We start from the raw sequence: 23379 nt of genomic DNA on the forward strand, positions 1-23379 counted from the left end.
CCCGCCCACGCGGCGCACGCACCCGCACCCGCCCACACGGCGCACGCACCCGCACCCGCCCACGCGGCGCACGCACCCGCACCCGCCCACACGGCGCACGCACCCGCACCCGCCCACACGGCGCACGCACCCGCACCCGCCCACACGGCGCACGCACCCGCACCCGCCCACACGGCGCCCGCACCCGCCCCCGCAGCACCTGCACCCCCGCGAGCCGCGGCCCCGTCCCTACTCGATCAGTGAATCGGCCAGCCGCACCGCGGTGTCCCGGTCCAGCGGCCCGTGCCCCAGCAGGAAGCGGTACCAGAAGAAGCCGTAGAACTGGTCGACCAGCAGCTCCACGTCCCGCCCCGCCGGCAGCTCCCCCCGCTCCCGGCCCCGGACGAGAACCGCGCGCACGGCCGCCCGGCGGGTCTTCGTGAACTCCCCCATCAGTTCGGCCAGGTGCGGATCCCGGGCCGCCTCCCGGACGAGGGTGCGCAGAGCCGGGGCGGACGGGGGGCGCTGGGACGTCTCGAAGGTGGCCGTCGCCAGCGCCCGCAGATCCTCGCGCAGGCTGCCCGTGTCGGGTGTGGGCACCTCCTGCGCGGCGCGATCGGTGAGCGCCTCCAGCAGTACGGCGCCCTTCGACGGCCACCAGCGGTACAGCGTCTGCTTCCCGACCCCGGCCGCGCGCGCGATGGTCTCCACGCTCACCGGCGCACCGTCGGCGTCGGCGAGCAGGTCCAGCGCGGCGTCGAGGATCGCCCGTCGTGCGGCTTCGTTGCGGCGGCGCCCGGTGTGCGGGCGGGGTTCCTTGCTGTCGTGCACGGCCTCATCCTCTCCGAGCTCCCGGCCCTCCCGGAACCTCCTTGACGAGACTGTCAGTCTCGGTAACACTTTAACGAGACCGACGTTCTCGGCAAAGGGCCGGGACCCGGTGGACCGTTCTCGGGAGAGAGCCACTCATGAGCACTCCGCACACCCCTGTGAACCACCTCGCCGGACAGCGCGTCGCCGTCATGGGCGGCAGCTCCGGCATCGGCGAGGCGACGGCCCGCCTCTTCGCGGCGGACGGCGCGGAGGTCGTCGTCACCGGCCGCGACCAGGACCGGCTGGACGCCGCGGCGGCCCGGATCGGCGGCAAGGTGTCGACGCACCGCCTGGACGCGTCCGACCGCACCGCGGTGGACGCCTTCTTCGCCACGGCCGGCGCCATCGACCACCTGGTCCTGGCGCTCAGCGGCAGCAAGGGCGGCGGCCCGTTCGCCGCACTGGACCTGGCCGAGCTGGCGGACGGCTTCGACGGCAAGTTCTGGCCGCACGTCCACGTCCTGCAGGCTGCGCTGCCCACCCTGCGCCACGACGGCTCGGCGACCCTGGTGACGGCCGCCTCCGCCCGCGCCGCCCTGCCCGGCACCGCCGGCCTCGCCGCGATCAACGGCGCCCTGGAGGCGATGGTCCCGCCGCTCGCGGTGGAGCTGGCGCCGCTGAGGGTCAACGCGGTCTCGCCGGGCGTCGTCGACACGCCCTGGTGGGACGGCGTGCCGGACGAGCAGCGCCGGGCGCTCTTCGACGGCTACGCCGCCGCCACGCCCGTGGGCCGGGTCGGCCGCCCCGAGGACATCGCCCGCGCGATCCACCTGCTCGCCGCGAACGGCTTCGTGACCGGAGTGGTCCTGGAGGCGACGGGCGGCGCGACCCTGGCCACGGGCCGCTGAGCCCCTCCCCCGGAAAAGGCGAAGACCCCCGGGGCGGACACCGACCGGGGGTCTTCTGTTCGGTTACGGCACCGGACTGCCTGTCCGGCTGCGGACACGGCCGTGGCCGCGGGTGGGACTGCGGCTCAGACGGCGTCGATCACCGGCAGGGGGCCACCGTCGTCGCCCTTCGCGGTGGCCTGCGCCGCGCCGCGCAGCGGCACCTCCTTGACGAACAGCGCCGCGGCCAGCACCAGCACCGCGATCACGGCGCCGAGCAGGAACGCCGAGTGCGTACCGGCGGACACCGCGTACTGGTACGCCTCCCGGATCGGCGCCGGCAGCTTCGCCAGGCTCTTCGCGTCCAGCGCGGCGGACTTCTCGGTCATGTGCCTGCCCGCCGCGCCGGCCCGCTCGGCCATCACGTGCTGCACGCGGTGGTTGAACAGGGCGCCCATGACGGCCACACCGAAGGAGGAGCCGAGCGTACGGAACAGGGTCGAGGACGAGGACGCCACGCCCATGTCCTTCATCTCCACGCTGTTCTGCGCCACCAGCATGGTGATCTGCATCAGGCAGCCCATGCCGAGGCCCAGCACGGCCATGTAGACACCGGAGGTGACCCGGGTCGTCCCGGTGTCCATCAGCGACAGCAGGTACAGGCCGACGACCATCAGCGCACCGCCGACGATCGGGAACGCCTTGTAGCGGCCGCTGCTGGTGGTGATCCGCCCGGCGACCATCGAGGTCACGAGCATCGCGCCGAGCATCGGCAGCAGCAGGAGACCGGAGTTGGTGGCGGAGGCACCCTGCACGGACTGCTGGTACAGCGGCAGGTAGAGCGTGGCGCCGAACATCACGAAACCGGTGATGAAGCCGATGACCGACATCAGGGTGAAGTTGCGGCTGCGGAACATGTGCAGGGGCAGCACCGGCTCGACGGCCTTGGTCTGCCACCACACGAACGCGATCAGGGAGACGACGCCGAGGGCGATCAGCTCCATGATCCGCGCGGAGGTCCAGGCGTACTCGCTGCCGCCCCAGGTGGTGACCAGCACGATCGCCGTGATGCCCACGGTCAGCAGCGCGACGCCCAGGTAGTCGATGCGCGCCTTGGCCCGCTTCTTCGGCAGGTGCAGCACGGCGGAGACCAGCACGAGGGCGACCGCGCCGAGCGGCAGGTTGATGTAGAAGGACCAGCGCCAGCCCCAGTTGTCGGTGATCGTGCCGCCGACCAGCGGGCCGCCGATCATCGCCAGCGCCATGACACCGGCCATCATGCCCGTGTACTTGCCGCGCTCCCGCGGCGGGATCAGGTCGCCGATGATCGCCATGACGCCGACCATCAGGCCGCCGGCACCCAGACCCTGCACGGCACGGAAGCCGATGAGCTGGCCCATGTTCTGGGCCATGCCGCTCAGCGCCGAGCCGACCAGGAAGATCACGATGGAGCTGAGGAAGGCGCCCTTGCGCCCGTACATGTCGCCGACCTTGCCCCACACGGGGGTCGAGGCCGCGGTCGCCAGGGTGTAACCGGTGACGACCCAGGACAGGTGCTCCAGGCCGCCCAGCTCGCCCACGATCGTCGGCATCGCCGTGCCCACGATCATGTTGTCGAGCATCGCGAGCATCATCGCGATCATGAGCGCGAGCAGCACCACGCGCACGCTCTTGGGCCGTTTGGTCTCCGCCGAGCTCTCCACTACGACGCGTTCGACTGTGTCCGCCATTTTTCCACTCCCCCTGCGGCACCACTTACTTGCCGCCCGGCTAGTTCACTACACTGGGAAGGTAGACCTGTCACTAGCCGGGCGTCAAGTAAGTTTCCGCGGGAGCGCGAGGAGTACGAGGATGGGCGGCACCATGGACGGCACCAAGCACCAGCGCCGCGGCAACACCCGCCAGCGCATCCAGGACGTGGCGCTCGAGCTCTTCGCGGAGCAGGGGTACGAGAAGACCTCGCTGCGGGAGATCGCCGAGCGGCTCGACGTCACGAAAGCGGCCCTGTACTACCACTTCAAGACGAAGGAAGAGATCATCGTCAGCCTCTTCGAGGATCTGACGAAGCCACTCGAGGACCTGATCGAGTGGGGCCGGCAGCAGCCGCAGACGCTGGAGACCAAGCAGGAGATCATCCGGCGCTACAGCGCGGCCCTCGCCGGCGCGGAGCCACTGTTCCGCTTCATGCAGGAGAACCAGGCGACGGTGCGCGAGCTGCGCATCGGCGACACCTTCAAGGACCGGATGCGCGGCCTGCGGGACATCCTCATGGACCCGGAGGCCGCCCTCGTCGACCAGGTCCGCAGCATCAGCGCGATGTTCACGCTGCACGCGGGCATGTTCGTGATGCAGGACCTGGAAGGCGACTCCGAGAAGAAGCGGCAGGCCGTTCTCGAAGTCGCCGTGGACCTCGTCACGCAGGCGCACAGGGGCGCCCACCAGGACTAGGTCAGACCTTCACACCCTTGCTCACCAGGAAGGCGACGGGGTTGACGGCGGAACCGTAGTTCGGGGTCGTACGGATCTCGAAGTGCAGGTGCGGGCCGGTGGTGTTGCCGGTGTTCCCGGACAGGGCGATGTGCTGACCGGTCTTGACGGCCTGGCCGACCTTCACGTCGATCCGGGACAGGTGGGCGTACTGCGAGTACTGGCCGTCGGCGTGCTTGATGACGATGGCGTTGCCGTACGCCGGGCCGTCACCGCCGCCGTTGGGGCCCGCCTTGACGACGGTGCCGCCGTGCGCGGCCATGACGTCGGTGCCGACCGGGACGGCGAAGTCCTGGCCACTGTGCTTGTGCATCCAGTGGCTGCCGCCCTGGTCGAAGCTGGCGGTGAGCGTGTACGACTTCACCGGGTCGACCCAGGACGCGGCCGACGGCGCGGCGGCGTTCGCGACCCCGGTACCCACCACGGCCGTGGCGCCGAGGCCGGCGGCCAGGACGGCCACGCGGGTACGGAGCGAGGACGTACGGGAAGAGCGGGACGTGACGCGCTGGAACATTCGAGACCTCATGGGTTCGGGAACAGAACGACCACCTGGCGCACTGACATTCGCTTCGCCGGTGGGGCCATTCATTGGTAACCCGACTTCCCGACCGGGCACAAAGGGCTTATCTACGGCAGCTCATAGTAGATATTGGCAAAACCGCCCACTTCTAGACGTAAGAGACATCCGGCACCGTCGCGCTGACCTGCCGGTTCCCGGGGCGAGTTTTATGGAATGCCCGAATTGCCCAATTAAGGACAGCACTACGCCTCTTCGTACGGGCCTTATCCCCTGTGCGCCACATCACCGGCACGCCAGCCCTCCGGACGGCGAATGTGACCCGGGCCTCTCGATATCAACCCGGCATATGTGACCCAGACCTCTCGAATGCCCCGGGGCAAATGTGACCCAGACCCCGGAAATCCGACATTGAGGTGACCCGGGTCTCCCACTTCCCCCCGGAGAAATGTGACGCAGGCCCCTAGGCGCCTACCGATCGGTAACCTTACGGTTCCTCTCGCGCCACCCTCGCCTCAGATCATGCTCCTGACATTCAGGCACGTGTACGGACCCGACCAGCCCGTGTACGGACGTGAGAGGACCCCCACCGATGACCAGACGCCCCCGGGCGCGCCGTATGGCCGTCACCGCCGTCTCCGTGGCCGCCCTGGCCGCGATGGCCGCTCCGGCCCAGGCCGCGGCCACCAGCGGCTCCACCGCCGCGGCCGGCGCCACCAGCGCCTCGATCTCCTCCGGCTCCGCCGCGAAGGTCGACTACGCGACCTGGCAGAAGGACTGCCAGGCGGTGATGGACCAGGCCCTGCCGTACCTGAAGGACCGCATCGCCGCCGCCCGGCCGGGTGAGAAGCAGGCGATCGTCTTCGACATCGACAACACCACGCTGGAGACCGACTTCGGCTTCACCTACCCCCAGCCGGCCAACAAGCCCGTCCTGAACGTCGCGAAGTACGCCCAGGAGCACGGGGTCTCGCTCTTCTTCGTCACGGCCCGCCCGGGCATCATCTACCTGCCCACCGAGTACAACCTCGAGCACGACGGCTACGACGTCTCCGGCCTCTACCTCCGCGGTCTGTTCGACCTCTTCAAGGACGTCGCCGCCTACAAGACCGCCCAGCGCGAGGACATCGAGGGCAAGGGCTACACGATCATCGCGAACATCGGCAACAGCGCGACCGACCTGTCGGGCGGTCACGCCGAGAAGGCGTACAAACTGCCGGACTACAACGGCCAGTTGTCCTGACTCCCGGCGGAGGTCACCGGCCGGGACCTCCGCGCGTCAGGGTGACCACATGAGAAGGGGCCGGTGCCCGAAGGCACCGGCCCCTTCAACTCTGGCGAACCGCCGGAGGCTTACGCGTCCTTGCTCAGGTTCGGACCCGCCCCGCCCGCGGCCTGCTCGATCGGCGGGACGTCGGGCAGTGCCGACTTCTCCTCGCCGCGGAAGGTGAAGGTCTGGGACTCGCCCTCGCCCTCGGTGTCCACGACCACGATGTGACCGGGGCGCAGCTCGCCGAAGAGGATCTTCTCCGAGAGCGTGTCCTCGACCTCGCGCTGGATCGTGCGGCGCAGCGGACGCGCGCCCAGCACCGGGTCGTAACCCTTCTTGGCCAGCAGCTCCTTGGCGGACTGGGAGAGCTCGATGCCCATGTCCCGGTCCTTCAGGCGCTCGTCCACCTTGCTGATCATCAGGTCGACGATCCGCAGGATGTCCTCCTGCGTCAGCTGCGGGAAGACGACCACGTCGTCGACGCGGTTGAGGAACTCGGGACGGAAGTGCTGCTTGAGCTCGTCCGACACCTTGTTCTTCATGCGCTCGTAGTTGGTCTTCGTGTCACCCGCGGCGGCGAAGCCGAGGTTGAAGCCCTTGGAGATGTCCCGGGTGCCGAGGTTGGTCGTCATGATGATGACCGTGTTCTTGAAGTCCACGACCCGGCCCTGGGAGTCGGTCAGGCGACCGTCCTCCAGGATCTGCAGCAGCGAGTTGAAGATGTCCGGGTGGGCCTTCTCGACCTCGTCGAAGAGGACGACGGAGAACGGCTTGCGGCGGACCTTCTCGGTCAGCTGGCCGCCCTCTTCGTAGCCCACGTAGCCGGGGGGCGAACCGAAGAGACGCGAGACCGTGTGCTTCTCGCTGAACTCCGACATGTCGAGGGAGATCAGCGCGTCCTCGTCACCGAAGAGGAACTCGGCGAGCGCCTTGGACAGCTCGGTCTTACCGACACCGGACGGGCCGGCGAAGATGAACGAGCCACCGGGGCGCTTCGGGTCCTTCAGACCGGCACGCGTACGGCGGATCGCCTTCGACAGCGCCTTGACGGCGTCGACCTGGCCGATGACCCGCTTGTGGAGCTCGTCCTCCATGCGCAGCAGGCGGGAGGACTCCTCCTCGGTCAGCTTGAAGACCGGGATGCCGGTGGCCGTGGCGAGGACCTCGGCGATCAGCTCGCCGTCGACCTCGGCGACGACGTCCATGTCGCCGGCCTTCCACTCCTTCTCGCGCTTGGCCTTGGCGGCCAGGAGCTGCTTCTCCTTGTCGCGCAGGGAGGCGGCCTTCTCGAAGTCCTGCGAGTCGATCGCGGACTCCTTGTCCCGGCGGACGGCGGCGATCTTCTCGTCGAACTCGCGCAGGTCCGGCGGCGCGGTCATCCGGCGGATGCGCATCCGGGAGCCGGCCTCGTCGATCAGGTCGATCGCCTTGTCCGGGAGGAAGCGGTCGGAGATGTACCGGTCGGCCAGAGTGGCGGCCTGGACCAGGGCCTCGTCCGTGATGGAGACGCGGTGGTGCGCCTCGTAGCGGTCGCGCAGGCCCTTGAGGATCTCGATCGTGTGCGGCAGGGACGGCTCGGCGACCTGGATGGGCTGGAAGCGGCGCTCCAGGGCCGCGTCCTTCTCCAGGTGCTTGCGGTACTCGTCCAGGGTGGTCGCACCGATGGTCTGCAGCTCACCGCGGGCCAGCATCGGCTTCAGAATGGAGGCCGCGTCGATGGCGCCCTCGGCGGCACCCGCACCGACCAGCGTGTGCAGCTCGTCGATGAACAGGATGATGTCGCCGCGGGTGCGGATCTCCTTGAGCACCTTCTTCAGGCGCTCCTCGAAGTCACCGCGGTAGCGGGAGCCGGCGACCAGTGCGCCCAGGTCGAGGGTGTAGAGGTGCTTGTCCTTGAGGGTCTCGGGCACCTCGCCCTTGACGATGGCCTGGGCGAGGCCCTCGACGACGGCGGTCTTGCCGACGCCGGGCTCACCGATCAGCACCGGGTTGTTCTTGGTACGGCGGGACAGCACCTGCATGACCCGCTCGATCTCCTTCTCGCGCCCGATGACCGGGTCGAGCTTGGACTCACGAGCGGCCTGGGTCAGGTTCCGGCCGAACTGGTCCAGGACGAGGGAGGTCGAGGGGGTGCCCTCGGCCGGGCCGCCGGCGGTGGCGGTCTCCTTGCCCTGGTAGCCGGAGAGCAGCTGGATGACCTGCTGCCGCACCCGGTTGAGGTCTGCACCCAGCTTGACCAGGACCTGGGCGGCGACGCCCTCGCCCTCACGGATCAGGCCGAGCAGGATGTGCTCCGTGCCGATGTAGTTGTGGCCCAGCTGAAGAGCCTCGCGGAGCGACAGCTCCAGGACCTTCTTGGCACGGGGGGTGAAGGGGATGTGACCGGACGGGGCCTGCTGGCCCTGGCCGATGATCTCCTCCACCTGCTGGCGGACCGCCTCAAGCGAAATGCCGAGGCTCTCCAGGGCCTTAGCGGCGACACCTTCGCCCTCGTGGATGAGACCCAGGAGGATGTGCTCGGTGCCGATGTAGTTGTGGTTGAGCATCCGGGCTTCTTCCTGAGCCAGGACGACAACCCGCCGCGCGCGGTCGGTGAACCTCTCGAACATCGTTAATCGCTCCTCAGAGCGGTCAGGCAGTGGGGGGAACTTCCCCTCCCTGTCCTTCCGCAGCTTAGTCCCGCAAGCGGGGACCGCTCATTCCAACTGCCGACACCGTCGATGGCCTCCTGACCCCGAACGCCGACATCTGCTCCAACCCGATGGTGCGAGACGATGTTCCCGCAGGCCAGGCAGTTACCCCAGTCGCCAGTACGCCCATGGCGAACGTGAGACGGCCCGTCCTGCGTGTCGCCCCCTCCCACTAGGCATGTCTTACCCGCAGGGACTGACACTCCATGCCGCGCGCACCGGTTCCCTCCGCTATGGGCGAACAACCTTGCGCCTCCCCGCACCCCCGCGCGCCCCCGTTTTCGGCACTATGCGCGATCACGGGAGCACACAGCGTAACTCTCGGGTCGCTCCGCCGGTTGCACGGGCATGGCTGGTCCGGCCCCCACGGCATCCGCGGAGCTCCCTCCCCGCGCTCCCGCGTCCCATACGGTCCCCCTTCCCCGACGACCGCTCGATCCGGAGACGGAGCCCTGCGCTCCGCCGGCCGGCCCGGACACCCGGGCCCGGCACTGGTACGAGAACGATCTGGGGTGGGCGACAGTGCCCGGACGGCCGCTGCGGCTGCTCACAGGGGTGCGGTTCGACGTCCTGGACGTGCCGGCCGAGGCGGGCGCGGGGGCGCTCCGGCATCTCGCGCCGGGCTCTCCGGTGGCCGTGCGGGGCGACCGGATGGAGCTGCTGGTGGCCGCGGGCAGCGCGGAGGAGCTGCCGGGGCTGCTGGACTGGCTGGAGTGGGGCGGGGTCGCCCTGGACCTGCGGGCCCTGGGGGCGGGCGAGACGCTGCAGGCGCCGATTCCGCCGGTCCGTGCGGGCGGTGCTTCCGCGGACACCGTTTCCGCGGGGGCCGCTTCGGCGGGGGTTGCTTCGGCGTATGCCGGTTTTGCACCGAACAATCCCCTCTCGGGGGATTTCACGTCGGCCGAATCCCCGTCGGCCGTATCCCCGCCGACGGAATCCCTGCCGGTCAAGTCCCTGCCGGGCGATTTTCCGCCGCCCGATTCACTTCCCGGGGATGCCCCGCGGGCCTGCCCCGTGCGGCTCGATTCCGTAGCGGCCGAATCCGTGCGGGCCGGTTCCGTACAGGCCGGTTCCGTGCGGGCCGAGTCCGTGCGGGCCTGCCTGCGGGCCCATGGCGCGCAGGGCTGTCGCGGGCCGTTCGAAGCCGAACAGGGGGCCGCCGTGTGGTTGCGGCCCCCCTGGCCGGGAGGTGAGGTCGAAGCCTGGCTGCCTGCGATGCCGGCCATGGGGCGCGAGGGGAGCGCCCCCGATCTCGTACGCCTGGTGGACACGGTGGCAGCACAGTGTCACCGGGTCCGGCTGCGGCGCGCGTGCGCCGGGCCGTCCGCCTGCCGGCGGGATCAGCCGTGGGCCTTCTCGTAGGCCTCGCGGATGGACTGGGGAACACGGCCGCGGTCGTTGACCTCGTGGCCGTTCTCCTTCGCCCAGGCGCGGATCGCCGCGGTGTCCTGGTTGCCACCGGAAGCGGCACGCGCCTTTCCGCGACCGCCCGAAGCGCGGCCTCCGGTACGGCGGCCACCCTTCACGTAGGCGTCGAGGAGACCGCGCAGCTTGTCCGCATTGGCGGTCGTGAGGTCGATCTCGTACGTCTTGCCGTCCAGCGCGAACGTCACGGTCTCGTCCGCCTCGCCGCCGTCGAGGTCGTCGACAAGAAGGACCTGAACCTTCTGTGCCACCGGATTTCCTTTCATCGATAACGTTGAGGGCCAGGGGTGTGCGGCGTTCGCCGTTTCGCCGCCCCTGTTATATGCAGTACTGCAGTACGTCGGAAAGCAAACCGCTTTTGCCGGAAAAACACAAACCCCTGGGAGTGACCGAGCGGACCGCCCGCCTCCGGAAACATGCGCGTTTCGGACATAGGGAACCTGGGCAATGACGATCACAGATGCAGAAGCATCCGGCTGTTGCCCAAGGTGTTCGGTTTCACTCGTTCGAGACCGAGGAACTCCGCGACACCCTCGTCATAGGAACGCAAGAGCTCCGCGTACACATCGGTGTCGACCGGTGTCTCACCGATCTCCACGAAGCCGTGCTTCCCGAAGAAGTCCACTTCGAAGGTGAGACAGAAAACCCGGCGAACGCCGAGCCAGCGTGCGGTCTGGAGCAACTTCTCCAGCAACTGATGTCCGACGCCGGCGCCCTTGAGCCCGGGCTTCACCGCCAGAGTGCGGACTTCCGCGAGGTCCTCCCACATGACGTGCAGCGCACCGCAGCCGACGACCTCGGCGTTGTCGTCGCGTTCCGCGACCCAGAACTCCTGGATGTCCTCGTAAAGCATGACCGTGGCTTTGTCGAGCAGGATGCGGTCGCGGACGTAGGCGTCGAGGAGGTGGCGCACGGCGGGGACATCGCTGGTCCGGGCCCGGCGGACGGTGATGGCTTTTGCGGGGACTTCGGGACGCTCTGCGGACAGACGCTCTGCTGACATGAGCGGACGCTATCGCCCGTCGCCGTCCCCCGCCGAGCCGGGGTTCTCCTCTTCCCGGGCTTCCGGTGCTTGCGGGGCTTCCAGGGTTTCCGGGCCCTGGACGATGCGTACGGCGTCACGGAGGGCCTGGCGCTGTTCATCGCTCATCATCCCGAAGAAGGCGACGAGAGCGGCGGCCGCGTTGTCGCTCTGCGACCAGGCGTCGTTCATGAGGGCGGCCGCGTAGGCGGCGCGGGTGGAGACGGCCTCATATCGATACGCCCGCCCTTCCGCCTCGCGGCGGACCCAGCCCTTCTGATGGAGATTGTCCAAAACCGTCATCACGGTGGTGTACGCGATGGAGCGTTCCTGCTGGAGGTCTTCCAGGACTTCTCGAACGGTCACCGGGCGGTTCCACTTCCACACCCGCGTCATGACCGCGTCTTCGAGTTCTCCCAATGGGCGAGGCACAGCTCAGAACAATAGTGGGAGATCCGGTCAATGGCGTGCCGGACGTGCACCAAGTCCGTGAATCAGACAAAAAGGGCGTTCCGCGCCGAGGAGTACGCCGGTGAAGGGCGTCGAGGGCCGCTTCGGCTCAGGCGTCGCCGCTGGCGGAGACCTTGCGGCCGCCCTCCACGCGCGCGAGGGCGGCGTCGACGGCCGCGTCCTCCTTGGCCTTGGCGGCCCCGCCCTGGGTCTTCACGATCACCCTGACGACACCGATGAAGAACACGGCCATCACTACCGGGGGCACGAGCGCGGAGACGTAGTCCATGGGACCAGAGTAGCCATCCCCGAACGCCCGAAATGACCGGGGCCCGGCCGGGGGCCGGGCGGGTCGTCAGCCGGCCGCCAGCCGGCAGGTGGCCGCCGCCTCCGCCGGGGGCGCCGGTTTGCGGCGCGGGAAGACCTCGCCGGGCGTGGGAATGGGCCGCTTCGGCGCGGCCGGTGCGGGGGCCGGCCGCTCGGGAGTGGCCGGCGCGGGCTTCGGCGCGGGCTTCTCCGCCGGTTTCTGCGGCTCCTCGGGTCGTTCCGCCCCGGCTCCGGCCCCGGAGCCTCCAGCACCCCCGGGAAGGGCCGTCAGGCGCGCTCTGGAGGGCGGCACGGCCGGCGCGGGCAGCGTGCGCGCCCCCTGTGCGAACCGGGCCCGCACGTCCTGCTCCGCCAGCGTCCGGCAACGCTCCAGCAGGGCCGCCGCCGCGGGGTTCCCGCGCAGCGCCCGGAGCGCGGCGAGGTCGTCCGCCGTCGGCCGGTGCCCGGCGCCCAGCACCTCCTCCAGCAGGCTCAGATAGCCGGTCGCCGTTCCCGGAAGAGCGGCCCGGTACCGGCCGAGGTCGGCCACCAGGAAGGCGCGCAGTCTGGCCCCCTCGCGCATCGCCTCGTCGAGCGACTCGGCAAGGCGGTGACAGTCCTTGACGTCCTCGGCGGACGCTCGGCCGGGGTGGAGGGCGAGGGCGAGGGCGCGGCGGAGCACACGCAGCTCCTCCACGCCGAACGCCATGCCGCCGCGGGATCCGTATGGCGTGGGCATGCGGCGACGGTACCGCTAATCAGACAAAAGCGACGGACCAGGACGTTTTGTCGCCGCGTGTCGTCCGAGGTTTCCCCCGGCCGCAGTCACCCGGGCCGGTTCTCGGCGGGGCCGGCGCACCTCGGCGCGCCGGCCCCGCCTCACAGCCGCGACACGTTCCGCTCGTACACCAGGCGCAGCCCGATCAGCGTCAGCCACGGCTGGTGCTCGTCGATCACCGAGGACTCGCCCAGCACCATCGGCGCGAGCCCGCCGGTGGCGATCACCGTGACGTCGTCCGGGTCGTCCGCCAGCTCGCGCGCCATGCGGCCGACGACCCCGTCGACCTGGCCGGCGAACCCGAACACGATGCCGGCCTGCATGGCCTCGACCGTGTTCTTGCCGATCACGCTGCGCGGCCGGGCCACCTCGATCTTCCGCAGCTGGGCGCCCTTGACGCCGAGCGCCTCCACGGAGATCTCGATACCGGGCGCGATGACCCCGCCGACGTACTCCCCGCGCGCGGAGACCGCGTCGAACGTGGTCGCCGTACCGAAGTCCACGACGATCGCCGGGCCGCCGTACAGCTCCACGGCCGCGACGGCGTTGATGATCCGGTCCGCGCCGACCTCCTTGGGGTTGTCGGTGAGGATCGGCACGCCCGTCTTCACGCCCGGCTCGACCAGGACGGCGGGTACGTCGCCGTAGTAGCGCCGGGTGACCTCGCGCAGCTCGTGCAGCACCGACGGCACGGTGGCGCAGATCGCGATGCCGTCGATGCCGTCGCCCAGCTCCTCGCCGAGCAGCGGGTGCATGCCCATCAGGCCCTGGAGCAGCACGGCCAGCTCGTCCGCCGTGCGGCGCGCGTCCGTGGAGATGCGCCAGTGCTCGACGATGTCCTCGCCGTCGAACAGGCCGAGGACGGTGTGCGTGTTGCCGACGTCGATCGTGAGCAGCATCGCCGTTACTCCGCCTCGCGCAGGTCCAGGCCGATGTCCAGGATCGGCGAGGAGTGGGTGAGCGCGCCGACGGCCAGGAAGTCCACGCCCGTGTCGGCGTACACGCGCGCGACGTCGAGCGTCAGCCGGCCGGAGGCCTCCAGCAGGGCCCGCCCGCGGACGATCCCGACGGCCTCCGCGCACTCGTCGGGCGTGAAGTTGTCCAGCAGGATCAGGTCGGCGCCCGCCTCGACGACCTCGCGCAGCTGGTGCAGGGTGTCGACCTCGACCTCGATCGGCACCTCCGGGAAGGCCTCCCGTACGGCCTTGAAGGCCTGCGCCACGCCCCCGGCCGCCACCACGTGGTTGTCCTTCACCAGGGCCGCGTCGGACAGCGACATGCGGTGGTTGACGCCGCCGCCCGCGCGGACCGCGAACTTCTCCAGCGAGCGCAGGCCCGGCGTCGTCTTGCGGGTGTCGCGGACCTTCGTGCTCGTTCCCTCCAGCGCGTCCGCCCAAGCGCGCGTGGCGGTCGCGATGCCGGACAGGCGGCACAGGATGTTCAGCGCGCTGCGCTCGGCGGTGAGCAGGTCACGCGTGCGCGTGGTGACCGACAGCAGCTTCTGGCCGGCCTCGACGCGGTCGCCGTCCTCGACGTGCCGCTCGACCTCGAACTCGTCCGTGCAGACCACGGAGAGCACGGCCTCGGCGACCCGCAGGCCGGCCACGACGCCCGCCTCGCGCGCGGTGAAGTCGCCGGTGGCCACCGCCTCCTCCGGGATGGTCGAGACGGTCGTCACGTCCACGCCGCCGTCCAGGTCCTCCTGGATGGCCACGTTCGCGATGTCCTCGACCTCGATCGGATCGAGCCCGGCAGCGGCCAGCAGCTCGGCGAGCGCGGGGTCGAGACCGCTCTCCAGGTACTCCTCGTCGCCGTCCGCGCCACAGGCACAGCCGTCGCCGCAGCCGCCGGCGGGGGCGAGGGGAAGGTCGTCGGTGCTCACGTCTGTCACTGCTCCTGAGGCGCTGGGTGTTACCGGGTAGGGGGGAAGTCTGCGGTGTCGGTGGTGCGTACGGCCAGCGACCGGTCCGGATCGAGCCGTACGACGATGTGGCGCCGCCAGTGGGTGTCGTCGCGCTCGGGGTCGTCCTCGCGCCAGTGGCAGCCGCGGGTCTCCTCGCGCAGCCGGGCGGCGGCGACCAGGACGCGGGCCACGCACAGGAGGTTGGTGGCCTCCCAGGTGTCGACGCCGGGCTCGGCCGTCTTGCCGTTCTCGTCGAGCGCGTCCCGGGCCTCGGCGTGCAGCCGCTGGAGCTGCTCGGCGGCCTCGGCGAGAGACTCCTGCGAACGCAGCACGCCGGCGCCCTCGGTCATGATCCGCTGGACGGCGAACCGGGTCTCGGCGGCGAGCAGGGGATGCGCGGGCTTCTCGGGGGCCGGGACCGGCACGGGCACGCGCGCGTGGAGGCCGTTCCCGGCGGCCACCGCGGTGATGTCGGCGGCGATCCGCTCGGCGTAGACGAGGCCTTCGAGGAGGGAGTTGGAGGCGAGCCGGTTGGCGCCGTGCACGCCGGTGCAGGCGACCTCGCCGCACGCGTACAGGCCCGGGACCGTCGTACGGCCCTGGGCGTCGGTGCGGACGCCGCCGGAGGCGTAGTGGGCGGCCGGGGCGATCGGGATGGGCTCGGTGACCGGGTCGATGCCGTTGGCGCGGCAGGCGGCCAGGATGGTCGGGAAGCGGTGCTCCCACATCTCGGCGCCGAAGTGCCGGGCGTCGAGGAACATGTGCTCGGCGTCCTGCTCCAGCATCCGCCGCAGGATGCCCTTGGCGACGATGTCCCGGGGCGCCAGCTCGGCCAGCTCGTGCTGTCCGACCATGAACCGCACGCCGTCGCCGTCGACCAGGTGGGCGCCCTCGCCGCGTACCGCCTCGGAGACCAGCGGCTGCTGGCCCTCGGCCTCCGGGCCGAGGAACAGCACCGTCGGGTGGAACTGAACGAACTCCAGGTCGGAGACCTCCGCGCCGGCGCGGAGGGCCAGCGCGACGCCGTCGCCGGTCGACACGGACGGGTTGGTGGTCGCCGAGAACACCTGGCCCATGCCGCCGGTCGCGAGGACCACCGCGGGGGCGTGCACGGCGCCCACGCCGTCGTGCTGGCCCTCGCCCATCACGTGCAGCGTGACCCCGGCCGTGCGGCCTTCGGCGTCCGTGAGCAGGTCCAGCACCAGCGCGTTCTCGACGGTGCGCAGTCCACGCGCGCGCACGGCCTCCACGAGGGCCCGGGAGACCTCCGCGCCGGTCGCGTCGCCGCCCGCGTGCGCGATCCGGCGCCGGTGGTGGCCGCCCTCGCGGGTGAGGTGGATGTCGCCCTCGTCGTCGGTGTCGAAGTGGGCGCCGGTGGAGATCAGCCGGCGTACGGCGTCGGGGCCCTCGGTGACGAGGATCCGTACCGCCTCCTCGTCGCACAGGCCGGCGCCGGCCACCAGGGTGTCCTCGAGGTGCTGCTCGGGTGTGTCGCCCTCGCCGAGCGCGGCGGCGATGCCGCCCTGCGCCCAGCGCGTGGAGCCGTCGTCCAGGCGGGCCTTGGTGACGACGACCGTCGTCAGCCCGGCGGCCTCGCAGCGCAGCGCCGCGGTCAGGCCGGCCACCCCGGAGCCGACGACGACCACGTCCGCGGAGATGTTCCACCCGGGGGCGGGTGCGTGCAGTCGTATGCCTGTGCTGGTCACGAGGCGGCTCCGAAGGTCAGAGGAAGATTGTCGATCAGCCGGGTCGTGCCGACCCGGGCGGCGACGGCGAGGACGGCCTCGCCGGTGAAGTCGTCGCCGATCTCGGTGAAGTCGGCGGGGTCGACCAGGGCCAGGTAGTCCAGTTCGAGCGGCGGGTCGAGACGGCTCGCGTCGTCCAGGATCTGGCGGGCGGCGGCGCGGACGGCCGCCGGGCCGCCGGGGGCCGCCGTGGCGACCGCGTGCGCGTCGGCCGCCGCGCGGGACTCGCCGATCGCGCTCAGCGCCTCTGCACGCGCGTGCGTGGAGGGCACTTCGCGGGCACGCGCGCGCAGCGCCTCCTGCGCGGCGTGCCGGTCCCCGCCGGCGAACAGCGCCCGGGACAGCAGAAGCGCGGTCCGGCGCTCGTCGGGCGAGAGATAGCGGTTGCGGCTGGACAGGGCGAGCCCGTCCTCCTCGCGCACGGTCGGTACGGCGACGATCTCGACGCCGAAGTTCAGGTCGCGCACCATGCGCCGGATCAGCGCCAGCTGCTGGGCGTCCTTCTGCCCGTACAGGGCCACGTCGGCGCGGGTGAGGTGCAGCAGCTTGGCGACGACGGTGAGCATGCCGTCGAAGTGGCCGGGCCGCGAGCCGCCCTCCAGGCGTTCGCCCATGGGGCCGGCGGTGATGCGCACCTGGGGTTCGCCGCCCGGGTAAACCTCGTCCACCGAGGGCGCGAAGACGACGTCGGCGCCCGCCTGCCCGGCGAGTTCGAGGTCGGCGTCCAGGGTGCGCGGGTAGCGGTCCAGGTCCTCGCCCGCGCCGAACTGCAGCGGGTTCACGAAGACGGTGACGACGACCTCGCCGTCCGGGCCGGCGATCTCCCGCGCGGAGCGGACGAGCGTCGCGTGCCCTTCGTGCAGGGCGCCCATGGTCATCACCACGGCACGGCGGCCGCGGCGCACGCGCGCGTGCAGCTCTTCGGCGGTGCTCAGCAGGGCGGTGGTCATCAGGCGTTCCCCTCGGTGCCGTCGGTGCTGTCGGTGCCGTCGGTGCCGTTCGTGCCGCCGCTTCCGTCGGCGAGTACCCCGAGCAGGTCCTCGGCGAGCTCCGGCTTCAGCAGGCCGTGCGCGAGCGCCCGGTCGGCGGTGGCGCGGGCCATCGCCAGATAGCCCGCCACGGCCTGCGGGGCGTGCTTGCGCAGCTCGGTGACGTGCGCGGCGACCGTGCCGGCGTCCCCGCGCGCGACGGGCCCGGTCAGGGCCGCGTCACCGGAGCGCAGGGCGTTGTCCAGGGCGGCGCCCAGCAGCGGGCCGAGCATCCGGTCGGGCGCCGCCACACCGGCCGTGCGCAGCAGCTCCATGGACTGGGCGACCAGGGTGACCAGGTGGTTGGCGCCGAGAGCGAGGGCCGCGTGGTACAGCGGGCGGTTCGCCTCGCTGATCCACTCCGGTTCACCGCCCATCTCGATGACCAGGGCCTCGGCGGCCAGGCGCAGTTCCTCGGGCGCGGTGACGCCGAAGGAGCAGCCCGCGAGGCGCTGGACGTCGACCGGGGTGCCGGTGAAGGTCATCGCCGGGTGCAGGGCCAGCGGCAGCGCGCCCGCCCGCAGGGCCGGATCGAGGACCGCGGTGCCGTACCGCCCGGAGGTGTGCACGAGCAGCTGTCCCGGCCGTACCGCCCCGGTCTCGGCGAGCCCGGAGACGAGCCCGGGCAGGGCGTCGTCGGGGACGGTGAGCAGCACCAGGTCGGCGCGCTGGAGGACCTCGGCGGGCGGCACCAGGGGCACGTCCGGGAGCATGGCCTCGGCGCGCCTGCGGGAGGCGTCGGAGACTCCGGAGACGGCCACCGGACGATGCCCGGCGAGTTGGAGGGACGCGGCGAGCGCGGGGCCCACGCGTCCGGCGCCGACGACGCCGACGGTGAGCCGTGCGGGGCGGTCCTTGAGGTCTGGCTGGTCTGTACTCACGCGACGGCGGCCTTCCCGTTCCAGTCCGCTCTGGGTACCGGACGATTTCTCGTCATGTTAACGCTATCTCGGTCCGGCGCCGACCGGCTGTCCACAGGCTGTGGGTTACTGCACACCGCCACCACGCCCCGCCGCGTCCGCGCGCCGGGCCGTGCCGCGCAGGTCCCCCCAGGCCTCGGCGCGTGTCGTCCCGTGGTCGTAATCCGGCTGACCGCGCGCGGGGCCGCGCGGCATGATCCGTGCATGACCGACACGGCCGAACACGGCGAACACGGCGAACACGGCGACCAGCAGCAGGGCGAACAGCGGCAGACGGAGCAGTCCGAGCGGGAGCGGATGCGGGAGCGGCGGCTGGCCGCCTTCGCGAAGGCGGAGCGCGTGCTCGTGCGCGAGGGAGCCCGGCGCACGGTGCGGGAGCGGCTGAACGCCCTCCAGGAGGCGGCGCCCGAGGTGTACGACCTGGACCGGACGGTCGACATCTACGGCAACCGGATCGTGGCGGACCTGGAGGAGCGGGTCGCGGCCCTGCTCGGCACCGAGGCCGCCGCGTTCTTCCCGAGCGGCACGATGGCCCAGCAGGTGGCGTTGCGCTGCTGGGCGGGCCGCACCGGCAACCCCACGGTCGCCCTGCACGCCCTGGCCCACCCCGAGGTGCACGAGCGGCACGCGTTCAGCGAGGTCAGCGGGTTGCGGCCGGTGCGCGTCACCGGTGAGCCCCGGCTGCCCACGGCCGCCGAGATACGCGACCTCGAAGAGCCCTTCGGGGCGCTGATGCTGGAACTGCCACTGCGGGACGCCGGCTATGTGCTGCCCACCTGGGAGGAGCTGACCGACGTCGTCGAGGCCGCGCGGGAGCGCGACGCGGTGGTGCACTTCGACGGGGCCCGCCTGTGGGAGACCACGGTCCACTTCGGCCGGCCCCTGGCGGAGATCGCCGGGCTGGCGGACAGCGTCTACGTGTCGTTCTACAAGTCCCTCGACGGCTTCGGCGGTGCCGCGCTGGCCGGCCCGAAGACCCTGGTGGACGAGGCGAGGACGTGGCGGCACCGCTACGGCGGCCAGATCTTCCAGCAGTTCCCCACCGCGCTGTCGGCGCTCATCGGCCTGGAGCGCGAGCTGCCCCGGCTGCCCGACTACGTGCGGCACGCGCGCGTGGTCGCCGCCGCGCTGCGCGAGGGGTTCGCCGCGGCCGGGACCCCGTGGGCGCGCCTGCATCCCGAGGAGCCGCACACCCACGAGTTCCAGATCTGGCTGCCGTACGACTCCGAGGTCCTGCTGGAGGCGGCGGTGCGCCAGGCCGAGGAGACGGGCACGTACCTCTTCCCCGGTTACTGGGAACGGGGCGGGCCGGGGCTGTCCTACGCCGAGGTCACCGTCGGCGCCGCCGGGCTGGAGTGGACGGCGGAGGACGTACGGGCGGCCGTGGCCGACTTCGTCTCCCGCCTGCCCGCCCTGTGATCACCACGCGCGTGCCGGCCCTGTGATCACCGCGCGCGTGCCGCGCTCCGGTCACGGCGCGGGTGTGCCGCCCGGTGATCAGAGCGCACGTGTGCCGCCCTGTGATCAGAGTGCGCGCGGGCGCAGCCACCGGCGCAGGGCGTAGCGCACACGCCCTCGTGCCGGGCGCCCGGCGACGACCGCACGGAAGCGCCGGTACTCGCGCAGCTCGCGCGCCAGCGCGAGGTCGTGCCGGCCCGGCGCGGGTGGTTCCGCCTCGCCGCGCACGCGGGCGCGGTAGCTGTCGAGGAGGTACTGCTGGGTGATGCTCATGGCGGTTCGCCTTCTCGGGACGGGTGGCTGATCTGTGGCCGATCGGGCTCCGCGGCTGCCCCGGTGCCTCCAGCCTCGTCCCCGGCCCGGCCGGATGTCCCGTGGATTGACGACTGCCGTCAATCCACGGGGGGCCTGTCAGTGGTCCGGTGCACGATGGAGGGCATGAGCGTGACCATCGACATCAGCGGGCTGCCGGCCGAGCGGGTCTTCGTCGTGCCCTCCCCGCTGGGGGAGCTGGGGATGGCGCTGCACGCGCTCAGCGAGCCCGGCCACCACCCCGACCTCCAGGGCTGGGCGACCGCCGTCTCTTCCCGGCTGGACCCCTCGCTGGCCGACCGGCTCTGCGAGGCCGACTTCCTGTGGCGGACGACGTTCTCCGACGTCTTCTCCCCGTTCGCGGCCCTCCCCGGCGGTCGGGGCCTGCCCGGCGCCACGCTCGCGGAGGAACTGGACCAGCTGGACAAGCTGTCGGACGAGCAGTTCGTGAACGCCGCGCTGGAGTTCACCTGCCAGCTGCGCTACGACGTCCAGGATCCCGGCCCGCTGGCCGACCCCGAGCTGCGCCGCCGCTCCCTGGAGCTGGCCGCCGCGCGCGGTGCCGTGCAGGAGCGGTTCACGCTCCGGCTGCTGGAGGACCCGCCGGTCGTCCGCGCGTGGTTCCGGCAGCTGATGCTCGACTGCGAGGAGGCCTTCTTCGCCGACACCTGGGCCCGGCTCCAGCCCCAGCTCGCCGCCGACACCCGGCACAAGACCGAGCTGCTGCGCCGCAAGGGCCTCGGCGAGGCCCTCGCCTCGCTCTCCGGGGCCATCTCCCTGGACGAGGAGGCCGCGCTCATCACGATCGACAAGCTGGCGGTGGGCCGCGCCGCCACGGGCGACGGCAGCCTGGTGCTGATGCCGACCAGCCTCGGCTGGCCGCACGTCCACGTCCTGCGGCGGTACGGCTGGCAGCCGGTGATCACCTATCCGGCGAGCGGCTCCCGCCCGCAGACCCCGTCCGTCGAGCAGCTCACGCGCCGTATGGAGGCGCTGTCGCACCCGGTGCGGATGCGCCTGTGCCGGCACCTCGCGCGCGCCCCGCACACCACGAGCGAGCTGGCCGACGCGCACGGCATGTCGGCGCCCGAGATATCCCGGCACCTCGCGGTGCTGAAGAAGGCGGGCCTGATCACCCACTGCCGCCGCGGCCGGTACGTGCAGCACCAGCTGGACCTGCCGGCGGTGGCCCGGCTGGGCAGCGACTTCATCGAGGGCGTCCTGCGCTGAGCCGTTGCCGGCGGCCTGTGCCGCGAGGCCGCACGGGGAGCCGTTGTCGAGTGCGGTCGCCGAAGGGCTACGCGGGGAGCGGGCGTCGAGATTCAGCCGTGCCGCCCGGCTCCCCGGCTCAGCCGTGCCCGCCCGCCCGCACCAGACCCGTCTCGTACGCGAGCACCACCACCTGCACCCGGTCGCGCAGGCCGAGCTTGGTGAGGATGCGGCCCACATGGGTCTTCACCGTCGCCTCGGACAGCACGAGCCGGGCCGCGATCTCCCCGTTGGACAGGCCCTGCGCGACCAGCACCATCACCTCGCGCTCCCGGTCGGTGAGCCGCTCCAGCTCCTTGTGCCGGGGTTCGGTGCCGGCGGAGGGCAGCATCGGCGCGAAGCGGTCCAGCAGGCGCCGGGTGGTGGAGGGCGCGACCACCGCGTCCCCGCTGTGCACGGCCCGGATCGCGGCCAGCAGCTCGCCGGGCGGCACGTCCTTGAGCATGAAGCCGGAGGCGCCCGCCTTCAGTCCGGAGAAGGCGTACTCGTCGAGGTCGAACGTGGTCAGGATGAGCACCTTCGGGGCGCCCGGCTCCGCGCAGATCCGCCGGGTGGCCTCCACGCCGTCCAGCTTCGGCATGCGGACGTCCATCAGGACGACGTCGACGGCGTTCGACCGCAGCACCTGGAGAGCCTCGACGCCGTCGCCCGCCTCCGCGACGACCTCCATGTCCGGCTGGGCGGCGAGCACCATCCGGAACCCGGTGCGCAGCAGCACCTGGTCGTCGACGAGCATCACGCGGATCGTCATCGGGCCTCTTTCGGTCGTACGGCCGTCACGGGTGTGACTGTCACCGAAGTCTTCTGGTGTGACAGGTGTCAACAGGGGGCGTGCGGATGCGTCAGTGCGCCGGTTTGAGCGGCAGCAGGACACTGATGCGGAATCCTCCGCCCGGGCGCGGCCCGGCGTCCAGGGTGCCGCCGACCATGCCGACCCGCTCGCGCATGCCGATCAGACCGTGGCCCTGACCGTCCGCGCCGCCCTCCTCGTACAGCTCGTGCGGGGCGCCCTTGCCGTCGTCCTCCACGAGCAGGCCGAGCCCGTCGTCGAAGTAGACCAGCCGGACGCTGGCGCCCGCGTTGGGGCCGCCGTGCTTACGCGTGTTGGTGAGCGCCTCCTGCACGATCCGGTAGGCGGTCAGCTCCACGCCGCTGGGCAGCGGGCGCGGGGTGCCCTCGACCTTGAAGTCGACGGGCAGGCCGGAGGTGCGGCACTGCTCGATGAGGTCGTCGATCTGCTCGACGTCCGGCTGCGGGACGTACTCACCGCTCTCCTGGTGCTCCCCGGTGCGCAGCACCCCCAGCAGGCGGCGCATCTCGGCGAGGGCCTGCCGGCCGGTGGAGGAGATCGTCTCCAGGGCCTTCTTGGCCTGGTCGGGGGCGGCGTCGAGGACATAGGCGGCGCCGTCGGCCTGCACCACCATCACCGACACGTTGTGCGCGACGACGTCGTGCAGTTCGCGCGCTATCCGGGCGCGCTCGGCGGCCACCGCGACCTTCGACTGCGCCTCCCGCTCCTTCTCCAGGCGGGCGGCACGCTCCTCCAGCTGGGCGAAGTAGGCGCGCCGGGTGCGCATGGAGTCGCCGAGCACCCAGGCGAGCGCGAAGGGCACCGTCTGGAACACCGCTATGGCGATCTGCCCGAGGAAGCCGGACTGCTCGGCCGGCCAGCGGATCTGCGCCAGGGCCGCCGCACAGAGGCTGACGGCGAGCGCGAGCCGGGAGGCCCAGCGCGCGCCGACCGCCGCGACCGTGTAGGTGATCACCAGCATGGCGAAGTCGGCGACGGTGGTCTCGACGTCCAGCACCAGCTGGGCCATCCCGGTCCCGACGGCGAGCAGCAGCATCGCCTCCGGGAAACGGCGGCGCAGCGCGACGACGGCGCACAGGACGACGGACACGGCCATCCCCGCGGGGAGCGTTCCGTGGTGGCGCGGCACCCCGTTGAGATTGACCACGCTCAGGCTCGACAACCCGAGCAGGACGACGGCCCAGAAGGTGTCGACCCAGGTCGGGTGGCGGCGGAGGAAGTCATAGAGGCGCTGCACGTAACCCAGAGTAGGTAAACGGGATGCGTGCAGGGGTCAACCGGAGGGCCGATCCGCGCCCGGCGCGTGTACT

23 protein-coding genes are annotated in these 23379 nt (G+C 71.5%); 6 read left to right on the forward strand and 17 right to left on the reverse strand.

Annotation, left to right across the window (positions count from 1 at the left end; all coding sequences use genetic code 11):
• Positions 1 to 228: 228 nt before the first annotated feature.
• Entirely contained in the window at positions 229 to 810 is a 582-nt protein-coding gene (locus tag AB0N17_RS32490; RefSeq protein ID WP_366015171.1) for a TetR/AcrR family transcriptional regulator, read from the reverse strand.
• Between the two features lie 137 nt (positions 811 to 947).
• Between AB0N17_RS32490 and AB0N17_RS32495 the strand changes: the two genes are divergently transcribed.
• Positions 948 to 1700 (forward strand): SDR family oxidoreductase, encoded by a 753-nt coding sequence (locus AB0N17_RS32495; protein ID WP_366015172.1) that lies wholly within the window; start codon positions 948 to 950, stop codon positions 1698 to 1700.
• Positions 1701 to 1825: 125 nt separating this feature from the next.
• On the opposite strand, the gene AB0N17_RS32500 is transcribed toward AB0N17_RS32495, so the two are convergent.
• Positions 1826 to 3409 (reverse strand): MDR family MFS transporter, encoded by a 1584-nt coding sequence (locus AB0N17_RS32500; RefSeq protein ID WP_366015173.1) that lies wholly within the window; start codon positions 3407 to 3409, stop codon positions 1826 to 1828.
• 121 nt (positions 3410 to 3530) lie between these two features.
• Here AB0N17_RS32500 and AB0N17_RS32505 point away from each other — a divergent pair, with 121 nt between their 5' ends.
• Positions 3531 to 4127: a helix-turn-helix domain-containing protein gene (locus AB0N17_RS32505; RefSeq protein WP_366015174.1), complete on the forward strand. Its 597-nt coding sequence runs from the start codon at positions 3531 to 3533 to the stop codon at positions 4125 to 4127.
• Between the two features lies 1 nt (position 4128).
• On the opposite strand, the gene AB0N17_RS32510 is transcribed toward AB0N17_RS32505, so the two are convergent.
• Complete coding sequence (locus AB0N17_RS32510) at positions 4129 to 4680, reverse strand: M23 family metallopeptidase (RefSeq protein ID WP_366015175.1); 552 nt, start codon at positions 4678 to 4680, stop codon at positions 4129 to 4131.
• 595 nt (positions 4681 to 5275) lie between these two features.
• Between AB0N17_RS32510 and AB0N17_RS32515 the strand changes: the two genes are divergently transcribed.
• Positions 5276 to 5926, forward strand: coding sequence for an HAD family acid phosphatase (locus tag AB0N17_RS32515; RefSeq protein ID WP_366015176.1), 651 nt, complete (start codon positions 5276 to 5278; stop codon positions 5924 to 5926).
• A 110-nt stretch (positions 5927 to 6036) separates the two neighbouring features.
• On the opposite strand, the gene AB0N17_RS32520 is transcribed toward AB0N17_RS32515, so the two are convergent.
• Positions 6037 to 8562 carry an ATP-dependent Clp protease ATP-binding subunit gene (locus AB0N17_RS32520; protein WP_366015177.1) on the reverse strand — a complete coding sequence of 842 codons (2526 nt, stop codon included), beginning with the start codon at positions 8560 to 8562 and terminating at the stop codon, positions 6037 to 6039.
• A 429-nt stretch (positions 8563 to 8991) separates the two neighbouring features.
• Here AB0N17_RS32520 and AB0N17_RS32525 point away from each other — a divergent pair, with 429 nt between their 5' ends.
• The gene (locus AB0N17_RS32525) at positions 8992 to 10005 is read left to right on the forward strand and encodes an SCO3374 family protein (protein ID WP_366015178.1); all 1014 of its coding nucleotides are present in this window, start codon (positions 8992 to 8994) and stop codon (positions 10003 to 10005) included.
• Here AB0N17_RS32525 and AB0N17_RS32530 read toward each other — a convergent pair.
• From AB0N17_RS32530 to AB0N17_RS32575, 10 genes are all read right to left on the reverse strand, one after another.
• The gene (locus tag AB0N17_RS32530) at positions 9984 to 10319 is read right to left on the reverse strand and encodes an Lsr2 family protein (protein ID WP_366015179.1); all 336 of its coding nucleotides are present in this window, start codon (positions 10317 to 10319) and stop codon (positions 9984 to 9986) included. The genes AB0N17_RS32525 and AB0N17_RS32530 overlap by 22 nt on opposite strands.
• A 203-nt stretch (positions 10320 to 10522) precedes the next feature.
• Complete coding sequence (locus AB0N17_RS32535) at positions 10523 to 11071, reverse strand: amino-acid N-acetyltransferase (protein WP_366015180.1); 549 nt, start codon at positions 11069 to 11071, stop codon at positions 10523 to 10525.
• Positions 11072 to 11080: 9 nt separating this feature from the next.
• A complete protein-coding gene (locus AB0N17_RS32540) occupies positions 11081 to 11521 on the reverse strand; it encodes a BlaI/MecI/CopY family transcriptional regulator (RefSeq protein WP_366015181.1) in 441 nt (146 codons plus the stop codon).
• A gap of 127 nt (positions 11522 to 11648) precedes the next feature.
• A complete protein-coding gene (locus tag AB0N17_RS32545; protein ID WP_366015182.1) occupies positions 11649 to 11828 on the reverse strand; it encodes a hypothetical protein in 180 nt (59 codons plus the stop codon).
• Positions 11829 to 11894: 66 nt separating this feature from the next.
• Positions 11895 to 12554 carry a hypothetical protein gene (locus AB0N17_RS32550; RefSeq protein WP_366015236.1) on the reverse strand — a complete coding sequence of 220 codons (660 nt, stop codon included), beginning with the start codon at positions 12552 to 12554 and terminating at the stop codon, positions 11895 to 11897.
• Between the two features lie 170 nt (positions 12555 to 12724).
• Entirely contained in the window at positions 12725 to 13522 is a 798-nt protein-coding gene (locus tag AB0N17_RS32555; RefSeq protein WP_366015183.1) for a type III pantothenate kinase, read from the reverse strand.
• A gap of 5 nt (positions 13523 to 13527) precedes the next feature.
• Positions 13528 to 14505: a carboxylating nicotinate-nucleotide diphosphorylase gene (gene nadC, locus AB0N17_RS32560; RefSeq protein WP_366015184.1), complete on the reverse strand. Its 978-nt coding sequence runs from the start codon at positions 14503 to 14505 to the stop codon at positions 13528 to 13530.
• A gap of 29 nt (positions 14506 to 14534) precedes the next feature.
• The gene (locus AB0N17_RS32565; RefSeq protein ID WP_366015185.1) at positions 14535 to 16232 is read right to left on the reverse strand and encodes an L-aspartate oxidase; all 1698 of its coding nucleotides are present in this window, start codon (positions 16230 to 16232) and stop codon (positions 14535 to 14537) included.
• On the reverse strand, positions 16229 to 17221 hold the full coding sequence (gene panC / locus AB0N17_RS32570) for a pantoate--beta-alanine ligase (protein WP_366015187.1): 993 nt from the start codon (positions 17219 to 17221) through the stop codon (positions 16229 to 16231). The genes AB0N17_RS32565 and panC overlap by 4 nt, the downstream gene beginning before the upstream one ends.
• A complete protein-coding gene (locus AB0N17_RS32575) occupies positions 17221 to 18180 on the reverse strand; it encodes a DUF2520 domain-containing protein (RefSeq protein ID WP_366015188.1) in 960 nt (319 codons plus the stop codon). The genes panC and AB0N17_RS32575 overlap by 1 nt, the downstream gene beginning before the upstream one ends.
• Positions 18181 to 18516: 336 nt before the next feature.
• Here AB0N17_RS32575 and AB0N17_RS32580 point away from each other — a divergent pair, with 336 nt between their 5' ends.
• Positions 18517 to 19638, forward strand: a complete 1122-nt coding sequence (locus AB0N17_RS32580) for a beta-eliminating lyase-related protein (protein ID WP_366015237.1) — start codon at positions 18517 to 18519, stop codon at positions 19636 to 19638.
• A gap of 105 nt (positions 19639 to 19743) precedes the next feature.
• On the opposite strand, the gene AB0N17_RS32585 is transcribed toward AB0N17_RS32580, so the two are convergent.
• Positions 19744 to 19950, reverse strand: a complete 207-nt coding sequence (locus AB0N17_RS32585) for a hypothetical protein (protein ID WP_366015189.1) — start codon at positions 19948 to 19950, stop codon at positions 19744 to 19746.
• Positions 19951 to 20115: 165 nt separating this feature from the next.
• Between AB0N17_RS32585 and AB0N17_RS32590 the strand changes: the two genes are divergently transcribed.
• Complete coding sequence (locus tag AB0N17_RS32590; protein ID WP_366015191.1) at positions 20116 to 21219, forward strand: DUF5937 family protein; 1104 nt, start codon at positions 20116 to 20118, stop codon at positions 21217 to 21219.
• Positions 21220 to 21337: 118 nt separating this feature from the next.
• Here the strand turns inward: AB0N17_RS32590 and AB0N17_RS32595 are convergent, their stop codons facing one another.
• Both AB0N17_RS32595 and AB0N17_RS32600 read right to left on the reverse strand, forming a co-directional pair.
• On the reverse strand, positions 21338 to 22009 hold the full coding sequence (locus tag AB0N17_RS32595) for a response regulator transcription factor (protein WP_366015192.1): 672 nt from the start codon (positions 22007 to 22009) through the stop codon (positions 21338 to 21340).
• Positions 22010 to 22100: 91 nt separating this feature from the next.
• Positions 22101 to 23306: a sensor histidine kinase gene (locus tag AB0N17_RS32600; protein ID WP_366015193.1), complete on the reverse strand. Its 1206-nt coding sequence runs from the start codon at positions 23304 to 23306 to the stop codon at positions 22101 to 22103.
• Positions 23307 to 23379: the final 73 nt, after the last annotated feature.

This window comes from Streptomyces sp. NPDC051133 (assembly GCF_040682635.1).
Classification (GTDB): Bacteria; Actinomycetota; Actinomycetes; order Streptomycetales; family Streptomycetaceae; genus Streptomyces.

Bases quoted from the DNA above. Each gene is read 5' to 3' on its own strand.
- AB0N17_RS32495 (WP_366015172.1), top strand. From the start codon at position 948: ATGAGCACTCCGCACACCCCTGTGAACCACCTCGCCGGACAGCGCGTC.
- AB0N17_RS32500 (WP_366015173.1), bottom strand. From the start codon at position 3,409: ATGGCGGACACAGTCGAACGCGTCGTAGTGGAGAGCTCGGCGGAGACC.
- AB0N17_RS32505 (WP_366015174.1), top strand. From the start codon at position 3,531: ATGGGCGGCACCATGGACGGCACCAAGCACCAGCGCCGCGGCAACACC.
- AB0N17_RS32510 (WP_366015175.1), bottom strand. From the start codon at position 4,680: ATGTTCCAGCGCGTCACGTCCCGCTCTTCCCGTACGTCCTCGCTCCGT.
- AB0N17_RS32515 (WP_366015176.1), top strand. From the start codon at position 5,276: ATGACCAGACGCCCCCGGGCGCGCCGTATGGCCGTCACCGCCGTCTCC.
- AB0N17_RS32520 (WP_366015177.1), bottom strand. From the start codon at position 8,562: ATGTTCGAGAGGTTCACCGACCGCGCGCGGCGGGTTGTCGTCCTGGCT.
- AB0N17_RS32525 (WP_366015178.1), top strand. From the start codon at position 8,992: ATGGCTGGTCCGGCCCCCACGGCATCCGCGGAGCTCCCTCCCCGCGCT.
- AB0N17_RS32535 (WP_366015180.1), bottom strand. From the start codon at position 11,071: ATGTCAGCAGAGCGTCTGTCCGCAGAGCGTCCCGAAGTCCCCGCAAAA.
- AB0N17_RS32545 (WP_366015182.1), bottom strand. From the start codon at position 11,828: ATGGACTACGTCTCCGCGCTCGTGCCCCCGGTAGTGATGGCCGTGTTC.
- AB0N17_RS32550 (WP_366015236.1), bottom strand. From the start codon at position 12,554: ATGGCGTTCGGCGTGGAGGAGCTGCGTGTGCTCCGCCGCGCCCTCGCC.
- AB0N17_RS32555 (WP_366015183.1), bottom strand. From the start codon at position 13,522: ATGCTGCTCACGATCGACGTCGGCAACACGCACACCGTCCTCGGCCTG.
- panC (WP_366015187.1), bottom strand. From the start codon at position 17,221: ATGACCACCGCCCTGCTGAGCACCGCCGAAGAGCTGCACGCGCGCGTG.
- AB0N17_RS32580 (WP_366015237.1), top strand. From the start codon at position 18,517: ATGCGGGAGCGGCGGCTGGCCGCCTTCGCGAAGGCGGAGCGCGTGCTC.
- AB0N17_RS32585 (WP_366015189.1), bottom strand. From the start codon at position 19,950: ATGAGCATCACCCAGCAGTACCTCCTCGACAGCTACCGCGCCCGCGTG.
- AB0N17_RS32590 (WP_366015191.1), top strand. From the start codon at position 20,116: ATGAGCGTGACCATCGACATCAGCGGGCTGCCGGCCGAGCGGGTCTTC.
- AB0N17_RS32595 (WP_366015192.1), bottom strand. From the start codon at position 22,009: ATGACGATCCGCGTGATGCTCGTCGACGACCAGGTGCTGCTGCGCACC.